At 56.0% G+C, this 17,995-nt stretch carries 17 protein-coding genes; 8 read left to right on the top strand and 9 right to left on the bottom strand.

Annotation, left to right across the window (positions count from 1 at the left end; translation table 11 throughout):
• Positions 1-66 precede the first annotated feature (66 nt).
• Both NFR25_RS05255 and NFR25_RS05250 read left to right on the top strand, forming a co-directional pair.
• Positions 67-1,338 carry a molybdopterin molybdotransferase MoeA gene (locus tag NFR25_RS05255; RefSeq protein ID WP_251198204.1) on the top strand — a complete coding sequence of 424 codons (1,272 nt, stop codon included), beginning with the start codon at positions 67-69 and terminating at the stop codon, positions 1,336-1,338.
• Complete coding sequence (locus tag NFR25_RS05250; RefSeq protein ID WP_251198203.1) at positions 1,335-1,802, top strand: MogA/MoaB family molybdenum cofactor biosynthesis protein; 468 nt, start codon at positions 1,335-1,337, stop codon at positions 1,800-1,802. Before NFR25_RS05255 ends, NFR25_RS05250 begins: the two co-directional genes overlap by 4 nt.
• Before the next feature lie 146 nt (positions 1,803-1,948).
• Here NFR25_RS05250 and moaC read toward each other — a convergent pair whose 3' ends face one another.
• From moaC to modA, 5 genes are all read right to left on the bottom strand, one after another.
• The gene (moaC, locus tag NFR25_RS05245) at positions 1,949-2,491 is read right to left on the bottom strand and encodes a cyclic pyranopterin monophosphate synthase MoaC (RefSeq protein ID WP_251198202.1); all 543 of its coding nucleotides are present in this window, start codon (positions 2,489-2,491) and stop codon (positions 1,949-1,951) included.
• Positions 2,492-2,578: 87 nt separating this feature from the next.
• Positions 2,579-3,589: a GTP 3',8-cyclase MoaA gene (moaA, locus tag NFR25_RS05240; protein WP_251198201.1), complete on the bottom strand. Its 1,011-nt coding sequence runs from the start codon at positions 3,587-3,589 to the stop codon at positions 2,579-2,581.
• A 60-nt stretch (positions 3,590-3,649) separates the two neighbouring features.
• Entirely contained in the window at positions 3,650-4,816 is a 1,167-nt protein-coding gene (locus NFR25_RS05235; protein ID WP_251198200.1) for a sulfate/molybdate ABC transporter ATP-binding protein, read from the bottom strand.
• Positions 4,813-6,231 (bottom strand): molybdate ABC transporter permease subunit, encoded by a 1,419-nt coding sequence (modB, locus tag NFR25_RS05230; protein ID WP_251198199.1) that lies wholly within the window; start codon positions 6,229-6,231, stop codon positions 4,813-4,815. Before modB ends, NFR25_RS05235 begins: the two co-directional genes overlap by 4 nt.
• Entirely contained in the window at positions 6,231-7,067 is an 837-nt protein-coding gene (gene modA, locus NFR25_RS05225) for a molybdate ABC transporter substrate-binding protein (RefSeq protein ID WP_251198198.1), read from the bottom strand. The genes modB and modA overlap by 1 nt, the downstream gene beginning before the upstream one ends.
• 128 nt (positions 7,068-7,195) lie before the next feature.
• Between modA and NFR25_RS05220 the strand changes: the two genes are divergently transcribed.
• Positions 7,196-7,543, top strand: a complete 348-nt coding sequence (locus NFR25_RS05220) for a winged helix-turn-helix domain-containing protein (protein WP_251198197.1) — start codon at positions 7,196-7,198, stop codon at positions 7,541-7,543.
• A gap of 132 nt (positions 7,544-7,675) precedes the next feature.
• On the opposite strand, the gene NFR25_RS05215 is transcribed toward NFR25_RS05220, so the two are convergent.
• Complete coding sequence (locus NFR25_RS05215; RefSeq protein ID WP_251198196.1) at positions 7,676-8,944, bottom strand: 4Fe-4S binding protein; 1,269 nt, start codon at positions 8,942-8,944, stop codon at positions 7,676-7,678.
• Between the two features lie 353 nt (positions 8,945-9,297).
• On the opposite strand from NFR25_RS05215, the gene NFR25_RS05210 reads away from it, so the two are divergent.
• The 4 genes from NFR25_RS05210 (at position 9,298) to dmsD (ending at position 14,249) form a co-directional block, all read left to right on the top strand.
• Positions 9,298-11,796 carry a DMSO/selenate family reductase complex A subunit gene (locus tag NFR25_RS05210; protein ID WP_251198195.1) on the top strand — a complete coding sequence of 833 codons (2,499 nt, stop codon included), beginning with the start codon at positions 9,298-9,300 and terminating at the stop codon, positions 11,794-11,796.
• A gap of 11 nt (positions 11,797-11,807) precedes the next feature.
• Positions 11,808-12,428 carry a DMSO/selenate family reductase complex B subunit gene (locus NFR25_RS05205; protein WP_251198194.1) on the top strand — a complete coding sequence of 207 codons (621 nt, stop codon included), beginning with the start codon at positions 11,808-11,810 and terminating at the stop codon, positions 12,426-12,428.
• A 5-nt stretch (positions 12,429-12,433) separates the two neighbouring features.
• Positions 12,434-13,294, top strand: a complete 861-nt coding sequence (locus tag NFR25_RS05200; protein WP_251198193.1) for a dimethyl sulfoxide reductase anchor subunit family protein — start codon at positions 12,434-12,436, stop codon at positions 13,292-13,294.
• A gap of 301 nt (positions 13,295-13,595) precedes the next feature.
• On the top strand, positions 13,596-14,249 hold the full coding sequence (gene dmsD, locus NFR25_RS05195) for a Tat proofreading chaperone DmsD (RefSeq protein ID WP_251198192.1): 654 nt from the start codon (positions 13,596-13,598) through the stop codon (positions 14,247-14,249).
• Positions 14,250-14,319: 70 nt separating this feature from the next.
• Here dmsD and mobB read toward each other — a convergent pair whose 3' ends face one another.
• Positions 14,320-15,516, bottom strand: a complete 1,197-nt coding sequence (gene mobB / locus NFR25_RS05190; protein WP_251198191.1) for a molybdopterin-guanine dinucleotide biosynthesis protein B — start codon at positions 15,514-15,516, stop codon at positions 14,320-14,322.
• A gap of 53 nt (positions 15,517-15,569) precedes the next feature.
• A complete protein-coding gene (locus NFR25_RS05185; protein ID WP_251198190.1) occupies positions 15,570-15,989 on the bottom strand; it encodes a molybdopterin biosynthesis protein in 420 nt (139 codons plus the stop codon).
• A 255-nt stretch (positions 15,990-16,244) separates the two neighbouring features.
• Here NFR25_RS05185 and glf point away from each other — a divergent pair, with 255 nt between their 5' ends.
• A complete protein-coding gene (gene glf, locus NFR25_RS05180; protein ID WP_251198189.1) occupies positions 16,245-17,384 on the top strand; it encodes a UDP-galactopyranose mutase in 1,140 nt (379 codons plus the stop codon).
• 108 nt (positions 17,385-17,492) lie between these two features.
• Here the strand turns inward: glf and NFR25_RS05175 are convergent, their stop codons facing one another.
• Positions 17,493-17,975 (bottom strand): aminoacyl-tRNA deacylase, encoded by a 483-nt coding sequence (locus NFR25_RS05175; protein ID WP_251198188.1) that lies wholly within the window; start codon positions 17,973-17,975, stop codon positions 17,493-17,495.
• Positions 17,976-17,995 lie beyond the last annotated feature (20 nt).

Raw genomic sequence — 17,995 nt, 5'->3', positions numbered from 1 at the left:
TGAAAGTGGACGAAAAGGTAGCGTGGCTTCTATCCGTCCACGAATAGAAGATCTTGGAGGGATGCCATGGAAGATCTGCCAATGGTAAGCGTTGAAGAGGGGCGCAAGATCGTGCTCGATGCGGTGCGTCCACTGGAAGTCGAGCGTGTCGGTTTGGTCGATGCGGTCGGGCGCGTTGCAGCACAAGACCTGACCAGCGATATCGACATCACGCCGTTCGCACATGCAGCCATGGATGGCTTTGCTATGAAAGCAGTCCAGCTCGAAGGCGCTTCGGCCGAAGCGCCCGTGTTGCTGAAAGTGGTGGCGGAAGTGCCTGCTGGCTCGACCTATGAAGGGAGTCTCGCTGCCGATGAGTGCGTGCGCATCATGACCGGTGCCCCGCTCCCAGATTGCGCCGATTCGGTGGTCAAGTACGAACTGGTGGATTACTTGGGCACCGATGGCCGAGAAGGTTCCACGGTGGCATTCGTCGAGCCCACTAAGGAGCGCAGCAACGTGCGCGAAGCAGGTGAAGAGATCGCGCGCGGTGAAGTTGCCATCCATGAAGGTGAGGTCATTCGTGCAGCAGGGGTGGGATTCCTTGCCAGCTGCGGCATCACTGAAGTGCCCGTCTATCGTCGTCCGAAGGTGGCCATCATCGCCGTGGGAAGCGAGCTGGTCGAACCAAGCGAAAAGCCTGGTCCTGGTCAGATTCGTGATGGCAATTCGTACGCATTGGCCGCCTGTGTGAAAGAAGCTGGCGGCATCCCCACCATCTATCCCATCATCAAGGACGATTTTCGTGCGCTGCGTGACGCGGTCGTGCTCGCGCGTGAGAACCACGACTTCGTAGTCTCTTCAGGCGGTGCAGCCAATGGCGACTACGACTTCATCAAAGATGTTATCGAGCAAACCGGAACGCTCATGATGACCTTGGTGAACATGCGCCCAGGTAAGGCTCAGGCCTTCGGCGTGATCGAAGGTGTGCCCGTGTTAGGTCTTTCGGGCAACCCTGCAGCAGCGTTCTGCGGCTTCGAGATGTTCGGCCGTCCGGTGCTTCGCAAGATGCAAGGTTTCAGCGCTTTCGAACGACCGACGGTGAAAGCTGCGCTCGCTTCTGACAAAAAGAAGAAGGACCCGCGGCGCTTGCTCTTGCGCGCTCATCTCGAACAGGGAGATGATGGCTTGGTGGTAGTGCCTGCCAAGAACCAGAATTCGGGGCTGTTCAGCACTATCCAGCGAGGTACTTGTTTTGCTGTGTTGCCTGATGGTGTGGCCGATGGTGGTAAGGTCCTAGCGGGAACCGAAGTGGATTGTATCCTGCTCGATGTGGATGAAGGGACGATCATCTCATGAAGTTTGCGATCATAACGTGCTCTGATACGCGCACGCTTGAAACTGACAGTGCAGGCGCAGCGCTTGAAGAACTAATCACGCAAGCGGGATGGACATGCGCCTCACGCGTGGTGATCGCCGACGACCGCGCCATCATCGCGCAAGCGATCGTGGAGGCTTGCGACAACATACAGGCCGATGTGGTGCTCACCTGCGGCGGAACAGGACTTTCTCCGCGAGATGTTACGCCTGAGGCAACGCAAGACGCGTGCGAGCGCATGGTTCCTGGGATTGCTGAAGGCTTGCGTGCATATAGCTTGAAGATCACCGATCGCGCGATGCTCTCGCGTGCGGTATGCATGCAGCGTGGAACGTCGCTGGTCATCAACTTCCCTGGTAGCGAGAAAGCTGCACGCGAAAATTGGGAAGCGGTTGCTGATGTGCTCGAGCATGCCGTTCATATGATGGCAGGTGGCGGCCATTAGAAAAGCCCGCGTGATCACGCGAGATTTCAACTTCGATCAGGTGCCGATGTCGATGGATAGGCAAGCGCCTAGGTGCCCATAATGGTCCATTGCAGCCCATTGCCACCTAAGAGCCAGGAGCTTTAACGCAAGGCTTCGGTATAGGGTTAGCGCTCCGGGCGTTCCCACACGCCGCTCTTACCGCCTTCTTTTCGCAGCAGGCGCACTTCGTTGATCTCCATGCCGCGGTCGATCGCTTTGCACATGTCATAGATGGTCAGGCAAGCGACCGAAACTGCGGTGAGCGCTTCCATCTCCACGCCTGTTTTACCTACTAGTGAGGCTTGAGCCACCACGTGGATCCCGCAGGGGTGTTGGCCGTTCGAATGAATGGCGCGCGCCTGGGTCGGGTCGGCATTCGTGCCCCAGATGGGCACCAGATCGATGGTCACATTGGTGAGCATAAGAGGATGGCAGAGCGGGATCAGCTCGCTGGTCTTCTTTGCTGCCATGATGCCCGCCACACGTGCGGTAGCCAGCACATCGCCTTTTTTGACGCGTTGCGACATGATGGTTGCGAGCGTTGCCGTTTGCATGTGGATGAAGCCCTCAGCAATAGCGGTGCGTTTGGTCTCTGCCTTTTCCGAAACATCGACCATGTGAGCATGCCCCTGCTCCGTCAGATGCGTCAACTTCATCTTGTCAGCCATATGAATTCCTCCCCAGGATCAATGGTTCTATTCTAGCGAATTGCACCATAAAACCAACTAAGGTAGCTGATCCGATCATGGCCTGGGTTAGCCGCCGACTTGCACCATTTCTCTTCGCGTGCCAGTACGGAATTCATGGCTTTCAGGTTTTTGAGCAAGCGCCTGCGCGAAGAGCTTTTCAAGATCCTCGTTCGTTCCATGACGCAGCGCATCTCGCAGATCGATCTCTTGATCAGAGAACAAGCAGAGTCGCAACTTCCCATCGGCGGTCAGGCGCAATCGATTGCATGAATCGCAAAAGTGATCGGAGACTGAAGTGATGAACCCGATGGTGCCTTGGGAATCGGGTAGCTTCCAATAGCGTGCAGGCCCCCAGCCCTCAGGGGCTTGTGCATCCGCTTCTTCGAGCGGATAGGGCGTTCCCAGCCCGGCAGCTTCGCAAGCTGCCGTGAGCGAATCGATTAGCTCGGGCAGCGGGATGACCTCATCAGCATTCCAGCGCGCTATCTCTGTAGAACATGAAGAACCGAGCGGCATGTACTCGATGAAGCGAACATGCAGCGGACGATCCTTGGTCAGCGCTGCGAATGCCGCCAAGTCCTGGTCCATGCTGCGGATGACCACGGTGTTCAACTTCACCGGGTCGAATCCAGCTTCGAGTGCCGCTTCAACCCCTGAAAGCGCCTCATCTAAGTTTCCGCAGCGGGTCATCGTGCGATAAACCTCGTCATCGAGCGTGTCGAGCGAGATGTTCACACGAGAAAGCCCTGCTTCTTTCAGCTCTTCAGCGAAGGTGGGCAACAAGATACCATTGGTGGTAAGTGCCACGTCTTCGATCCCTTCGATCTGCTGGCAAGCACGTACCAGGTCGGTCATGCCTTTGCGCACGAGCGGCTCGCCGCCCGTGAATCGCAGATGACGGATGCCGAACTTCGTGGACATGCGCACCACACGTTCGATCTCTTCGAACGACAAGATCTCATCATGCGAGCGTTGCTCAACACCTTCTTCAGGCATGCAATATACGCAGCGCAGATTGCACCGGTCGGTGAGCGAGATGCGCAGATAATCTATGTCGCGTCCAAAGGTATCTTTCATAAGAAGCCCAGTCAGCCCTCCTCGGGCAAAGCCGATCTCTTCCTGGTCTAGTGCGTTGGTCTAGTGCGTTGCTAGATAGAGCGCATCGGGAGGGAAATGAAGGTGGAGAAGATCCCCTTTCACGGGTAATTCAGCGTCGGCGGTCATGTGCTTATCGATGTTCCATCGTACATGAGTCTTGAAGAAAGTCTGCTCGGCGTGCTGCTTAGCCACCGATCCTTCACAGCTGGCGCTCACCGCGTTAGGCAAAGGGTTGCCAGCGTTATCCACGAAGCTTGCCATCACCGCACGTTCGAAGCGCGAATCGCTCACCTGATCGCAGCGCATCTCGAAGGTATTCGCGGCGCTAACGAGCGAATTGTCAGGCAATACGCGCTTGATATAGTAGGCACGAACGCCTAGCCATGCCACATCGTGCGGCACTGTGCGCGCCGTTTCCATCTCTACGCCCCAGTCGGGCAGGTACACACGATGCTCGCCGCGATACTGAGCAGGCGTGGTATTCTTGCAGCCCGAAAGACGGATGGCCGCCAGGCTTTGTGGGTCGCGGATGAGCTCGGCCTTTGGCGATAATTCCTCAATGCGACCGTTGCTCACCACGGCGATGCGATCGCAGAAGCGAAAAGCCTCATCGATGTCGTGGGAAACGTAGAGGATGGTACCTTCGTACGAAGAGAAGAGCTCCAAAAGGCTCTGCTCCAGTTCGGTCTTCAGGTGCGCATCAAGGGCAGAAAATGGTTCATCGAGCATGAGGATGTCAGGGTTTGCCGCCAACATGCGCGCAAGCGCCACGCGCTGTTGCTGCCCTCCCGAAAGCTGCAGCGGGTAGCGCTTCTCGAGCCCCTCTAACCCGAAACGTCGTATCTGCTGCTCGATCATGGTTTGCCCAGTGCTCTTCATCTGGTCGCGCGGAATGCCAGCCGCGATGTTCGCAGCTACGGTCAGGTTCGGGAAGAGCTGATAATTCTGGAACAGCAGTGCGCTCTTACGTTCTTGAGGTGAAAGGTTCACCGTAGCTTTCTTGCCCGTAGCCTTATCGAAGTATACGCGGTCATTCACCACGATCTTGCCTTCATCTGGTTCGATGATGCCTGCTATCGAGCGCAAGGTGAGCGACTTGCCGCATCCTGAAGCGCCCAAGAAGCCCAACGTTTCATGCTGCGCTTCAAAGGAAACATCCAGGTCAAAGGCATCATAATGCTTATGGATGTCAACGATCAAGCTCATTGGGTGGCCTCTTTCCGGCGATACTTCGTCGTGCGTTTGCTCCAGAGATTCAGAGCGAAGATGACCGCGAATGACACCACGATCACTACGATGGTCCAGAACAATGCTGCTTCGATATTGCCACCCATCCACTCGAAGTAGATGGCAATGGGGATGGTGCGCGTGATGCCCACGTAGTTGCCTGCTAAGAAGAGCGTGGCGCCGAATTCACCGAGCGCACGCGCGAACGAGAGCATGGTGCCCGCAGCGATGGACGACCATGCCAGCGGCAGCATCAAACGGAAGAAGATGCGCCCTTCGCCCCAGCCAAGAGTGCGCGCCGCATCGAGCATATCGGTGTCGATGGTCTCGAATGCGCCACGCGCCGAACGATACATCAAAGGAAATGCCACCACGAACGCTGCGATGACCGTAGCTTGCCAACTGAACACCAGCGGAAAGCCCACCGAATCGAACCAGGCGCCCAAGGGGGTATTGCGCCCTAGGCACAGCAGCAGCAGAAAGCCGCACACGGTGGGTGGAAGCACCATGGGAATGGTCAAGATGGCGTCCACTACGCTTTGCACACGTGGGCTCAAACGCAGCGTCCACCAAGCAGCGAGCAACCCCAATACGAAGATGAACACCAGCGCAGTGCCCGTGGTCTTCAAGGTGACCCACAGCGGTGACCAGTCGAGCGTTGCGAAGAACGAACCTAGTTGCTCGATACCGCTCGGGGCGGCGGCGATGGCAACGGCATCGCTTTGCTGGATGTTCGCGTAGTCAACATGAGAAAGGCGCAGGCCAGCGACAGCTTGTACGAGCGGATTGCTGGAGTCGGTCACGTCTGATCCGTTGGCGCCTCGCACAGAGGTGTACCAATAGCCAGGTTGGTATTCTTGAGAGAAGCCGAACTCGATACCGTTTTGGGTGAAGCTCTGCTCGCTCGTGAAATACCACGGCACCGTATCCTTCACCACAGAGTTACCTTCGGCGCTGTAGCCATCGAGGGCAGACAAGAGCAAGGTCAGATCGCGTTGGGTGCTGGGGTCATTCAGGTCAAGACCGTGCTCCTGTATGAGCGCCGCAGGAACATAGACCACCACCATTGAGGTCATATCCACTACGCACAGTGAATCGGCGGGTGCATCCATGAGGTAGCAGTAGCCGCGATAGACGCCATCGATGGCGCGGTTCGATCCTTTTTCCACGCGCGAGAAATCGCTGATGCCGAAATTGGCGTTGGCCAGGCGCGCAGCACTGCCTTCAGCAGAGACCTCTACTGCTTCAGCTACTGGCGCGCTCGCGTTCTCGGTGCCTTCGTTTTGGGCACCAAAAGCCAAAGCAGGCGTGCCTCCATAAAGGAAGCACGCCGCCAAGATAAGCGCGAGGGAAAATACCGCGCTTAGAGCGTTCTTTCGGAATTGCTCACCCATTAGCCTTCAAGCTCGAAGCCCCACTTCTGCCAGATCTTCTGAGCCTCAGGATCGGTGGTGCACCACTCGAGGAATGCGGCTGCCGCCTCTGCATGCTCGGAATCCTTGGTCACTGCTGCAGGGTAGAGGATAGGCTGATGATCGGTGGAGGGAACGATGCAGACCACCTTCACGCCACCATAACGCATAACGTCAGAGCTGTAGACGAAGCCCAGATCAACTTCGCCGGCTTGTGCATAAGAGCACACAGAACCGACCTTGTCGGCTTCGGTCACTTTGCCCTTGATCGGGCCAGTGATCTCGCCATCGGTGCCGCTCTCATTGGTGTAGCAGCCTACGGTGTAGAGAGCCTGCTTCGCATAGGTGCCAGCGGGGACGTTCTTGTCGCCCACAGCGATGGTATAGGTGCCGCTTGCTGCTTCCTGCAAGGTCAGCTCGTTCAGATCGGAAGAGTCGGCCGCAACGATGACCAGGTCATTCGCGAACATATCGAAGGGCGCATCTTCAGCGACCAGGCCATCTTCGACAACCTTGTCCATGTTCTTCTTGTTCGCGGAGATGAAGATGTCAGGCTTGCCGCCAGCTTCCATCTTCTGTACCAGCGTGCCCGATGCTTCGAATTGAGAATCCGCGAAGGTCACTTCTGGATGAGCTGCGGTGTAGGCTTCCTGAGCCTCGGTCATGGCGTCAGTGAGCGAGTTGGCCGCATAGATCTCGAGTTCGACCTTTTCGTTGCTCGAAGCGCTGCATCCAGCCAACAGGCATGCAGCGACCAAGCTGAGCGCAACGGCGAAGCCTACCGTTATCTGCTTGAACAAAGTTTTCGTTTCCTTCATGGATCCCCCTTTTAAGTTCTCTATTATTCTCAAATGAGAATATATCCTTGTTCGAGAATAATACTATAACCTCATAGCTTGAGCGCGAGAAGAATTACAATAAGAAGCAACCCAAGATCGGAGCGCCAATGGACCTCAGCAAATTCGGTGTAGATGTCAAGCTGATCATCAAGAACGACCAATCAGATCCTCACGCAGCAGCCATGGGACGTGGCATCGTGAACCTCTGTCGCTTGGTCGATGAAACGGGCTCGCTCAACAAAGCTGCCCATGAAATGGGAATGGCCTATTCAAAGGCTTGGAGCATCATCAAGCACACCGAAGAGGCGTTTGGTTTCCAACTGCTGGAGCGCAAAGGCAACAAAGGTTCAGAGCTCACTGAGGAAGCGCGCCGCATCGTGAATATCTATGAGGAACTGCAACAGCGCATGAACAGGGAAGCGAATAAGCTGCTCAAGCAGCTGCTCGCCAAATAACATCTGAACAAGACCAAGTGAAGATAAGTCAAGGTCAGGCTAGACCAGCCAAGGTCAGGCCGGGTCAGGCAAGACCAGCCAAAATCAAAACCAGGAGCAAGACCAGGAATTGAGCAAGCAGGCCGTCCTGCGCTATCGGACGATCAATGGCCGCGGTTCGAGCGTGAAGAGGTCTTCGCGCTCGATCCCACTCCTGATCGTAAGAGCACCGTGGGGGCACACGTCCACGCAAAGGCGGCAGTTCACACAGTCATTGGCACGGAAGTTCAATTCGCCTGTTATCGAAATGCCCCGCGTTGCTGCCACGAAGGGGTTGACTGGTTCACGGGCAATGCCCGAAAGCGCTTGGGTAGGACAGAAGGTCATACATATCCCGCATAGGTCGCACAGCTTCTCATCAAGGATCGCTTCTCCGAAGAGGCGCGAAGGGATGACCTGGTCGAAGGAAGCGTTTCCTGCGCAAGCTGGCCCCAACACGGCATCCATATCTTGGCTTGACTGCAAGCGATAAAGATCATCCAGCACCGAAGCGTTGCGGGGAACATCCACGGTCTTCAGCGTGTCGGGCGAAGCCTTCAAGGTCTGAGTGAGCGTTGGCTTTTGTTCAGGATTTGCTTTGGTCACATAGAGCGTATGGACTGCGGCTTCCGCTACGGAATCGGTGGTGCGCGCCACAAGCTGATCGAACATGCCGCGGCGTGTCATCTCGGGTGAGGTATCGCGCAGGGCGGGCGCTTCGTCAGCAGTTACAGCCTTTACAACTTCCCAGGAATATTCGAGCAGGCAGTCTTCATCGAGACCTTCCGAAAAGCGTAAGAGCAGTCGCTCGGCTTGAGCAAAGATATCTTCGATCAGTGCACCATTGGCATTAGGGCATTGGGTGCAATCAGCACTGAAAGCCTTGATCGCCACCCTGGCGCAAGCCCCGTGGATCAGCACCGATTCATCTAATGTTGCCAGACAGGGAACACCCAATGCATCAGTACTCCAAGGGGGTAGCACCTCACTTGTGCCTGCATCTTCACCGTGCAGCGTGGCTTGCACATTGCGGGCATGCTCGCAGGTAACTTCGAGCGCAGAAGATCTGCTGGTCTGGTCTTCTCCTATGGCGTCTGCCTGTATGCGATCGATGGCAGCCATGGCCATCGCATCAATATCGTCCATTGATCTGAGCGCCTGGGTCGGGCATGCGCTCGTGCACGCCCCGCATCCTGTGCATGAAGCATGATCGATAGATAATTCGTTGTTCTCGATGGTTATGGCTTCATGGGAACACACGCGCAAACAAAGGTCGCAGCTCGCGTGGCGGTCGCGCACACGTACACAAGCGGCTTCGTACGCTTCGACAGACTGCTTCCCAAGCTTCGAAAAGGCATTTGCAGCATCGAACAGGGAAGGCATTCGTCATCCATCTCCAGGAAGCGTTCGGGCAGGGACGCGGGTGCAAGCTAGAGCACCGCACATTCATCAAATGTCATTGTAGTGCATCCTCCTTCATTATTCTCGAAAAAGAATAATGAAATGCCCTGATGGCTGCAAATAAAGCTATTCCCGTGTAGATAACGGGCGTAAAATGGAATCGAACGTGTTCACGCACGGTCGAGAGGCTCGCGCTTCTACAAGGTTTGTCGCAGGCATGCATCATCCTCTAACGTGCTGGCAAACGTTGTGAAAGCGCGGAGAAGAGGAAAGCCCAAACGTTGCGCAAAGGGGAAAGCGCAACGCCTTGGCTCAAGAAAAGAAAGGGGAGAGCTATGTCTGAAATGCTACCGGCAGTTTCACGTCGTACGTTCGTGAAAGCCACCGGCGCTTTGGGTGCTTTGGCCGCTGCAGGCGGAACCATGGCGGCGTCAGAAGCCGTCTTCGGCAACGCAACGCAGGCACATGCCGATGAACCCGAAAAGCTCGTATGGAGCCAGTGTAACGTCAACTGCGGCGGACGCTGCATCTTCCACTGGCACACCAAGGGCGGCAAGATCCAGTACATGACCACCGACGATATCGGTGATGACAACTTCCAGGCACGCGCGTGCTTGCGCGGTCGCGTCATGCGTCAGTGGGTCAATAATCCAGATCGCCTCCAGTATCCGATGAAGCGCGTAGGTAAGCGTGGTGAAGGCAAGTTCGAGAGGATCAGCTGGGATGAAGCGGTCCAGACCATCGCGGACAAGATCCGCTACACCATCGACACCTACGGCAACGATTCCATCTATGTGAACTACGCAACGGGCATGTATTCCGCTACAGGCCGCTCGGTCGAGCGCCTGCTCAATTGCGTGGGTGGTTATCTGCCCATGTATGGCGACTATTCCACGGGCATGCATCAGTACGTCATGCCGTTCATGTACGGTATCGGTGTTTCGCCTTATGAGAACGTTTCGGCATCTTCGGTCGACCAGGCACAAAACGCTGACCTGGTCCTTATGTTCGGCAATTCTCCGGCCGACAACCGCATGGGTGGCGCGAACGTGGTCTGGGACTACAACGCCGTGCGCGAAGCTGGCCCCGAGATCATCCACATCGACTACCGCTTGAACGAGACTGCGGCAGGCTATCCTTCTGAATGGCTGCCCATCCGTACGGGTACCGATGCTGCATTGGTTGCGGGCATCGCTCATGAACTCATCAAGAACGACTGGGTCGACCTGGATTTCCTGCATCGTTGCTGCGTCGGCTACGACGAAGAGACCATGCCCGAATCCGCAAAGGGCCAGAACAAGTCCTATCACAGCTACATCATGGGCTTGGGTTACGACAAGGTAGAGAAGACCCCCGAATGGGCCGCCGAGATCACCTTGGTCCCTGCAGAGAAGATCCGTGAATTGACAGCGAAGATCCACAACGCTAAGGCGATGTTCGTTGTTCAGGGCTGGGGCCTTCAGCGTCATTCCAACGGCGAATCCGCAACGCGTGCAGTCTGCATGCTGGCCCTGCTCACGGGCAACATCGGCAAGCCTGGTACGAACTCTGGCATGCGCGAGGCTGAACCTCCTGGAGCACCAGTGGGCAGCTTGCCTTCATCTGACGAAGATCCCAACGGCGCACCTATGAATATGGTGAATGCCAAGATCTCGTGCTATTCCTGGCTCAAGGCTATCGATGAAGGCTCCGACTTCCAGAAGGAACTCGATGCTACCGACGAGATCGCACTGTTCATGGGCGCTCAGAATCCGGAGATGGCCGAAGCCGCTGCTAAGATCGAAGCGCCGAAGAACGGCATCAAGATGCTGTGGAACTATGCAGGCAACTGCATCACCAACCAGCATGGCGACATCAATAAGGTCTACGAAGTGCTCTCCGATGAATCCAAGTGCGAATTCATCGTTGGCTGCGATACCTTCATGACCGACTCGGCCAAGTACTGTGACATCTTGCTGCCAGACGCAATGCGCGCTGAACAGCTCAATATGTCCACCAATGGCTATTCCGAATACTACTGGGGCGTTACCGTTGGTGGTCCTGCTCAGGAACCGCCCTTCGAGTGCCGTCCGATCTACGACGTTCACGCTGATATCGCTGAGAAGCTGGGCGTGCGCGACAAGTTCACCTTGGGCAAGACCCAGGATGAATGGATCGAAGAGCTCTACAAGGCCGGCGCTGCAGCAGACCCCGAGATGCCCAGCTGGGAAGGTATCCTTGAGCAGGGCGTATTCAAGCGTCAGCTGCCTACGGCCATCGCATTCGAGGCTAACGTTGCCGATCCGGTGGGCCATCCTTGGAACACCCCCTCGGGCAAGATCGAGATCTATTCCGAATGCTTGGCAAAGATCGCTGAGGACCGCGAACTGGAAGGCCGCCTTACCGAAGGCCAGGTCATCGCACCCATCCCGCTGTTCGACCCCGGTGTTGAAGGCTACGGTTCGGTCACTGATGAATTCCCGCTCTACATGTCGGGCTGGCACGACAAGGCACGTACGCACTCTTCGTTCGGTGCGCTCGAAGTGCTGAAGGACTACAACCGTCATCGTCTGTGGATCAATCCGCTCGACGCTCAGCCGCGCGGCATCAACGATGGCGACAAGGTGCGCGTAAAGAGCCCAGCAGGCGAAGTTGAGATCGAGGCTCACGTAACGAGCCGTATCGTTCCTACGGTAGTGGCCATGCCCCAGGGCTTCTGGCACGACGCCGACATGACGGGCAACAAGCTCGACAAGGGTGGCTGCATCAATACGCTCACCACCTATGTGCCTTCTCCGCTGGCCCATGGCAACGGTCCTTCCAATTCCATCATCGCTGAAGTAACTAAGGCTTAGGGAGGTGCATCATGGTTCAGTACGGTTTCTATTACGATAATTCCCGCTGTACGGGATGCAAGACCTGCGTGATGGCCTGCAAAGATTATCACGACACGGCGCTCGATGTTGCTTATCGTAAGGTCTATGACCTTGAAGGTGGCACATGGGCGAAGGATGCAAACGGCACCTATTCTACGGACTGCTTGTTCTATCACCTGTCCATGGCGTGCAACCACTGCGAAGACCCCGCATGCGTTGCGGCATGTCCTACCACTGCGATGCACAAGGAAAAGGATCGCGGGCTCGTGCTCGTCGACGATTCCAAGTGCGTTGGCTGCGGCTATTGCGTGATGGCATGCCCCTATAACGCTCCGAAGGTCAGCCGCGATCTTGGCCATTCGGTCAAGTGCAATGGTTGTCAGGATCGCCTCGACCAGGGCTTGCAGACCATCTGCGTCATGGCTTGTCCGTTGCGTGCATTGGATTTCGGTCCTATCGATGAACTGCGTGCTAAGTATGGGGATAACGCTCAGATCCACCCCATGCCCGAGCCCAGCTACACGAAGCCCAACATCACGATCAAGCCTTCACCGGCAGCACTCGATCCCGCAGCAGCGAACACGCGTGTTGCGAATCCTAAGGAGGTGTAGCAGTCATGGAATTAGCTATGCATGAATTGCCCTTGGCATGCTTCACAACGCTTGCGCCTCTTGGTGCGGGTGCATTCTTCATGCTGGCGCTTTCGTTCTGCTTCGGCGAATTCACGAAAGACCAGCTCAAGAAGATCGATCGCTTGACTATCATCCCGCTTTTGGTAGCCTTCGTTGGCTTGCTCGCTTCGGTGTTCCACTTGGCGAACCCGATGCACATGTTCAGCGTGGCGAATACGGTCGGTTCCAGCCCGCTCGCGAATGAGATCACGGCATTTGGCGTGTTCATGATCGTTGCGGCGGTGTATTGGATCGTCGCGCTCGCTGGTGGTCTGAAGAGCATGGCAGCGCGTAAAGCGTTCGCGATGGTCGCAGGTGTGCTCGGCTTGATCGCAGCCATCTTCATCGGCTGCGCCTATCTGCTGCCCACCATCCCCACCTGGAATAATCCCTGGACACCACTATCCATCCTGGGCTTCACGCTCTTCGGTGGTACGCTTCTGGGGCTCCTGGTCACCACCTGCGCGGGTGCTGGTGAAGCATCCGTGAAAGGTAAGGCTGGTTCAGCGATCTTCGCTGCTTTCACCATCGGTGCGGTATTGGCGCTCGTGAGCGTCATCGCGCTGTGGATCATGGGCTCAACTGCTCCAGATGCTGTGCTGCGCGTCGGCGACCTGGCTGGCAGCATGATCTGGGCCTTCGTGCTCTTCATCATCCTCACTGTGGTGGGCTATGGTGTGGGCTTCGCGGCCATCAAGATCTCGCCGCTCATGGTCTTCGTCGTGGTTGGCGTAGTGCTGGCAGCTATTGCGATCTTCCTCGCGCGCCTGTGCTTCTATGCGCTGCAGATCGGTGTTGGCCTCTAGGCTAAAACGCTACGATCGCGATACATATCGTGTGGCATCGAGTCGCACCTAAGGACCCGACCGCTTGGCCGGGTCCTTTTCGTTGGACTGATTCGGGGACAGGTCCGTTTTTGTCCCGGACACTTTGGGGACAGGCCGGCGATCCCATTTGGTAAGTCTGGCCTGTCCCCTTTCTGTCCCGGACAGTTTGGGACCTGTCCCCAGATATTTTTTCTGTAGAATGGAAGAGCGGGATGCCAAGCAGATTTCGTATATCTGTTGGTCGGCACGCTCGCACAAAGGAACGATCTCAGGAGGGGCCATGGCAGAACTTGACGAACAGACGCGCGAGGCGATCGCGCTCATTGGGGCAACGCTCGGGCCTTTCTTCCTGAACGATCCCGAACACGATGCCGAACGCATCGCACCTGGTCTTGAAGCGGTTGCTGCGCTTGAAGTCGATGCCGCAGCAGAAGAATGGCCTTTCGTTGTTGACAACGCAGCGCTCGCGGCGCTTACCAAGATGCGAGACGGGCTCGCTGAAGGAATCGATGACGAAGACCTGATCTGGGAATATCGTCGCCTCTTCGTTGGCCCTGCAGCAAAGCCTGCGCCGCCTTGGGGTTCGGTCTACACCGATAAGGACATGGTGGTGTTCGGGGCTTCGACCATGGAACTGCGCAACTGGATGCATCGCAACGGCATCGAGATGCAGAAAGGCGAAAGCGATGAGCCAGAGGATCATATTGGCATCATGCTCGAATTGCTGGCGTGGCTTGCCCAAGAGCGCCCAGAATTGGTGGACGAATTCCTCTCGCAACACCTGCTCACGTGGTCATCTCACTTTTTGGAGCAGTTGAGCGATGCAGCTCAGCAACCGTTCTATGAAGGTCTGGCTGACTTGGCTCGGCTGAGCTTGGAGGGCATACAAGATCAGCTCGATCTGGAAGTGGAATATCCGCGTTACTATCGCTAATGTTCTAACGCCCTAACGCCTTAGCGATCCAACTGGGCCTGTTCCGAGCTCGCACCGATCGAACGTGCGCTCAGTAGCGTTCGGCTCGCTTCAGATCATCAGGCGTGTTCACGTTCTCGAAGCAGCCTTCAGGACACAATGGATTATCGTGCGGATCAATGATGCACACATTCAGCATCTCGAGCACATGGCGCATGCGTACCTTCTTCAAGTTGATGCATTCTTGCGTTGGCCCCATGCAACGATCGCGCTCGTAGACACCACAAAATGGTTCGAACCCATCAGCGCCCATCGGCACGACCGCATCGTAGGGAATATACGCGCTCGAACGTTGCGACTCTTCGAGCAGGGCCGCTTCGTGCTCGATCAGATCGGGCGAAAGATTCACCACATCACAGGCGATCACCGCAACCGAAGGAAAGCGTGCGGCCTCGAGCGCGGTGGCAAACCCCTGGAGTGCCCCGCGCTTCTTGTGCGTGTCTGTTATGAGGCGCAGCCCTGGGTAACGTCCTTGCAGAAAGAAGAGCTCCTCGGGTTCATTCGTGGTTACGAAGAGGTCTGCAGCAATGGGTGCGAAGCGGCTTACCATATGTTCGATCAACGGGCGACCATGGAAGGGTATGAGCGCCTTCGAGCTGCCCATGCGTCGCGATTCGCCCCCAGCTTGGATGGATACCGAGAGGAGCGGTTTGGAGAAGTTCTCCACGATCCATGCCGAGATCTGCGAGATGTCGTAGAGCTTGAAGTGGGGAATGCCCATGATCTCAGCGGATGTAGCGATCTCGGGAATGTCGGTCACTACGGCGGCTGGGAGCGCTGATGCGCCCAGGGTCAAACCCAGCATGCGGTCACGGAATTCTGGCACTGCTTCAACATCGCGCGGATTATCTTGGCGGAATATCTCGATAGCAGGAAGCCCAGCCTGCTTGAAACCTTCAACGATCACTACATTGGACGCGGGGAGCAGCGAGATGGCGGTGTTGGCCTGCTGCTGTAGCGCATACATCCCTTCGGTGCGCCAGTCTTCCACCATCGCGAAACGCGTAGCGCTGGCAATGGCGGTCGCTTCGGTGCCCGCAAGATGGTGTTGATAGGAATCTTTGCCAGGGATATCGATATCGAAATCATCGTGGCTGTGATGCTTCAGGGAGGATACTACTAGATCCTGACGGCGCAGCTCACGGATTATCTCGGTCACCAGTGTGGTCTTGCCAGAATTCTTCCGACCGATGATGGCAACAACATTGTCGAGACGATTGTTTCTCATGCTCAAGCTCTTTCTTGGTTGTGGCAGACAAAGGAGCCGCCCCAAAGGTCTGCTTAGATGTCGAACACCTCATGCTCTTCAACGAGGTTCGATTTGATGTTACCCACCAGCTTCTCCAAAGCGCTGATGGCGTGAGGACGAATGTCGGCTCCGATCAGCACATACATGAGCGACTCGCCCACAGCAACTCGGCCTTCGTTCAGCCAAGCACGCGCAAAGAAGACACCTTCCCAGGTGAGCGCTTCTTCGAGTGCTTTTTGCAATCCTGCTTCATCGTAGGAGAAGTCCACTGCCACTACCATGGCATCATGTGAGGGCGCGTGATCAGGAGCGGAGGCTTCAGAGCGCACGGAATGACGCGGTGTTGCGCGCACGACGCCATTGTGCAAAAGATACATGCCTACCTGTTCAGCATCAGCTGCTTGCTTGGCTTCCGCAAGCCATGCGGTGATATTAGGTTCAGCTTTAGCCATCGATCTCTCTTTTCTTGGTTGCCCCGCATCTTGTTCTGCATCTGTGCCTACAGGGTGTCTTCCGAAGAGGCTCTGTTCATTTCTTTTGCATTGTACTATTGGCGCAGCGCTGCGCACAGAAGAAAATGAACCATGAACCGTCACGAGCCACTATGCGCCTGCGAACCAAGGCACGATAGCTTATCATGGAAGGGTCAACCTGCAGGCCTCCGCATAGCACCTTGCAGGTCGCAAACCCGAAGAAAGGACACGAACATGACCGTGGTCGAAAAACCCTCGCTTTCTCATTACGATTACCTGATCGTGGGCGCTGGCCTTTCCAGTGCTGTTTTCGCACACGAAGCACAGAAGGTTGGCAAAACATGCCTGGTCATCGACAAGCGCGACCACATCGGCGGTAATATCTACACCGAAGAGATCGATGGTATCAACGTGCACAAATACGGTGCGCATATCTTCCATACCTCGCTCAAGCCCGTGTGGGAATACGTCAATCAGTTCGCGGAATTCAATCACTATGTGAATTCCCCAGTGGCCGTCTATAAGGACGAACTCTACAACATGCCCTTCAACATGAATACGTTTTCGAAGATGTGGGGCATCCGCACGCCTGACGAAGCGCGTGAGAAGATCGAAGAACAGAAGGCAGCTGAGGGCATCACCGATCCGCAGAATCTTGAAGAGCAGGCACTTTCGTTGGTTGGCCGCGACATTTTCGAGAAGCTGGTGAAGGGTTACACCGAAAAGCAGTGGGGCCGCGATTGCAAGGATCTGCCAGCATCCATCATCACGCGCCTGCCAGTGCGCTTCACCTACGACAACAATTACTTCAACGATCGTTATCAAGGTATTCCGATGGGCGGTTACACGGCCATGATCGAGAAGATGTTCGGCAGCACGGAGATCTTGCTGAATACAGAATATCGCCAGTTCATCGCCGCGAATCCTGATATCGCAGACCGCATTATCTATTGCGGTCCGATCGATGAATACTTCGATTACCGCCTGGGTAACCTGGAATATCGCTCGCTTCGCTTCGAGACAGAGTCGGTCGATTCGGCTAACTGGCAGGGCAATGCGGTGGTGAATTATACTGAGCGCGAGATTCCCTACACGCGCATCATCGAGCACAAGCATTTCGAATTCGGCGACCAGCCTACCTCGGTCATCACGCGAGAATATCCTGCGTCTTGGGAGCCCGGTGATGAACCGTACTATCCCATCAATGACGAGCGCAACACCGCGCTCTACGAGCAGTATCGTGAACTTGCAGAGAACGAAGGCAACGTAGTGTTTGCGGGCCGTTTGGGCGGTTACAAGTATTACGACATGGACAAGGCCATCGATGCTGCCTTTGACTTGGTCGAATCCGAGCTTGGTGTATCGCTTCGCTAAGCTTTCCGAGCTGCGGCTGCAAGGTAAGGGTGCATAATTTACCCGCTACCCTGTTCGCCCTTCGGGCTCATGCGGTCGCTCGAACCTAAGCCTTGACTCTGGCACTGTTTAGGCGGTGAGGGAGGCGAAGTTGAGGGGGATGGCTTTAGCCAGGGAATCAACGCTGGTGTCGATCTGACAACCGAGCTTGCCACCCGAAAACGCGATGCGCTCGAAGTTGCGCGCAGTCTCATCGATGGTGGTGGTAAACAGCTTCTTCATACCCAGAGGCGAGCAGCCGCCGTGGATGTAGCCCGTTAGGGGCAGTAGCTCTTTGGATGGGATCATGTGGACGGACTTTTCGCCTACGCAGGCCGCAGCCTTCTTCAGGTCAAGCTCCTGGGCAACAGGGATCATGAACACGTAATGATCGCCCGACTTCCCTACAGTGACCAGCGTCTTGAATACGCGTGCAGGATCAAGCTCTAGCAGTTCAGCTACTTCAACGCCGCTCAGTGCCTCAGGGCAATCCCAGGTGCGCGTTTCGTAGACAGCGCCTACGTTGTCCAGCTCGCGCATGGCGTTGGTCTTCTTTTCGTGCTTCTTACCCATTGAAGTTCGTCCTGTTCAAG

The sequence above is a fragment of the Anaerotardibacter muris genome, assembly GCF_943192915.1.
In the GTDB taxonomy this organism is placed as follows: domain Bacteria; phylum Actinomycetota; class Coriobacteriia; order Coriobacteriales; family Eggerthellaceae; genus Anaerotardibacter; species Anaerotardibacter muris.
The sequence above is the reverse complement of the archived record's forward strand: the minus strand, read 5'-3'. Positions and strand labels throughout refer to the sequence as shown.

Bases quoted from the DNA above. Each gene is read 5' to 3' on its own strand.
- moaC (WP_251198202.1), bottom strand. From the start codon at position 2,491: ATGGCTGACAAGATGAAGTTGACGCATCTGACGGAGCAGGGGCATGCT.
- glf (WP_251198189.1), top strand. From the start codon at position 16,245: ATGACCGTGGTCGAAAAACCCTCGCTTTCTCATTACGATTACCTGATC.
- NFR25_RS05250 (WP_251198203.1), top strand. From the start codon at position 1,335: ATGAAGTTTGCGATCATAACGTGCTCTGATACGCGCACGCTTGAAACT.
- NFR25_RS05185 (WP_251198190.1), bottom strand. From the start codon at position 15,989: ATGGCTAAAGCTGAACCTAATATCACCGCATGGCTTGCGGAAGCCAAG.
- NFR25_RS05210 (WP_251198195.1), top strand. From the start codon at position 9,298: ATGTCTGAAATGCTACCGGCAGTTTCACGTCGTACGTTCGTGAAAGCC.
- NFR25_RS05175 (WP_251198188.1), bottom strand. From the start codon at position 17,975: ATGGGTAAGAAGCACGAAAAGAAGACCAACGCCATGCGCGAGCTGGAC.
- NFR25_RS05205 (WP_251198194.1), top strand. From the start codon at position 11,808: ATGGTTCAGTACGGTTTCTATTACGATAATTCCCGCTGTACGGGATGC.
- NFR25_RS05200 (WP_251198193.1), top strand. From the start codon at position 12,434: ATGGAATTAGCTATGCATGAATTGCCCTTGGCATGCTTCACAACGCTT.
- NFR25_RS05255 (WP_251198204.1), top strand. From the start codon at position 67: ATGGAAGATCTGCCAATGGTAAGCGTTGAAGAGGGGCGCAAGATCGTG.
- moaA (WP_251198201.1), bottom strand. From the start codon at position 3,589: ATGAAAGATACCTTTGGACGCGACATAGATTATCTGCGCATCTCGCTC.
- NFR25_RS05220 (WP_251198197.1), top strand. From the start codon at position 7,196: ATGGACCTCAGCAAATTCGGTGTAGATGTCAAGCTGATCATCAAGAAC.
- mobB (WP_251198191.1), bottom strand. From the start codon at position 15,516: ATGAGAAACAATCGTCTCGACAATGTTGTTGCCATCATCGGTCGGAAG.
- dmsD (WP_251198192.1), top strand. From the start codon at position 13,596: ATGGCAGAACTTGACGAACAGACGCGCGAGGCGATCGCGCTCATTGGG.
- NFR25_RS05235 (WP_251198200.1), bottom strand. From the start codon at position 4,816: ATGAGCTTGATCGTTGACATCCATAAGCATTATGATGCCTTTGACCTG.
- modB (WP_251198199.1), bottom strand. From the start codon at position 6,231: ATGGGTGAGCAATTCCGAAAGAACGCTCTAAGCGCGGTATTTTCCCTC.
- NFR25_RS05215 (WP_251198196.1), bottom strand. From the start codon at position 8,944: ATGCCTTCCCTGTTCGATGCTGCAAATGCCTTTTCGAAGCTTGGGAAG.
- modA (WP_251198198.1), bottom strand. From the start codon at position 7,067: ATGAAGGAAACGAAAACTTTGTTCAAGCAGATAACGGTAGGCTTCGCC.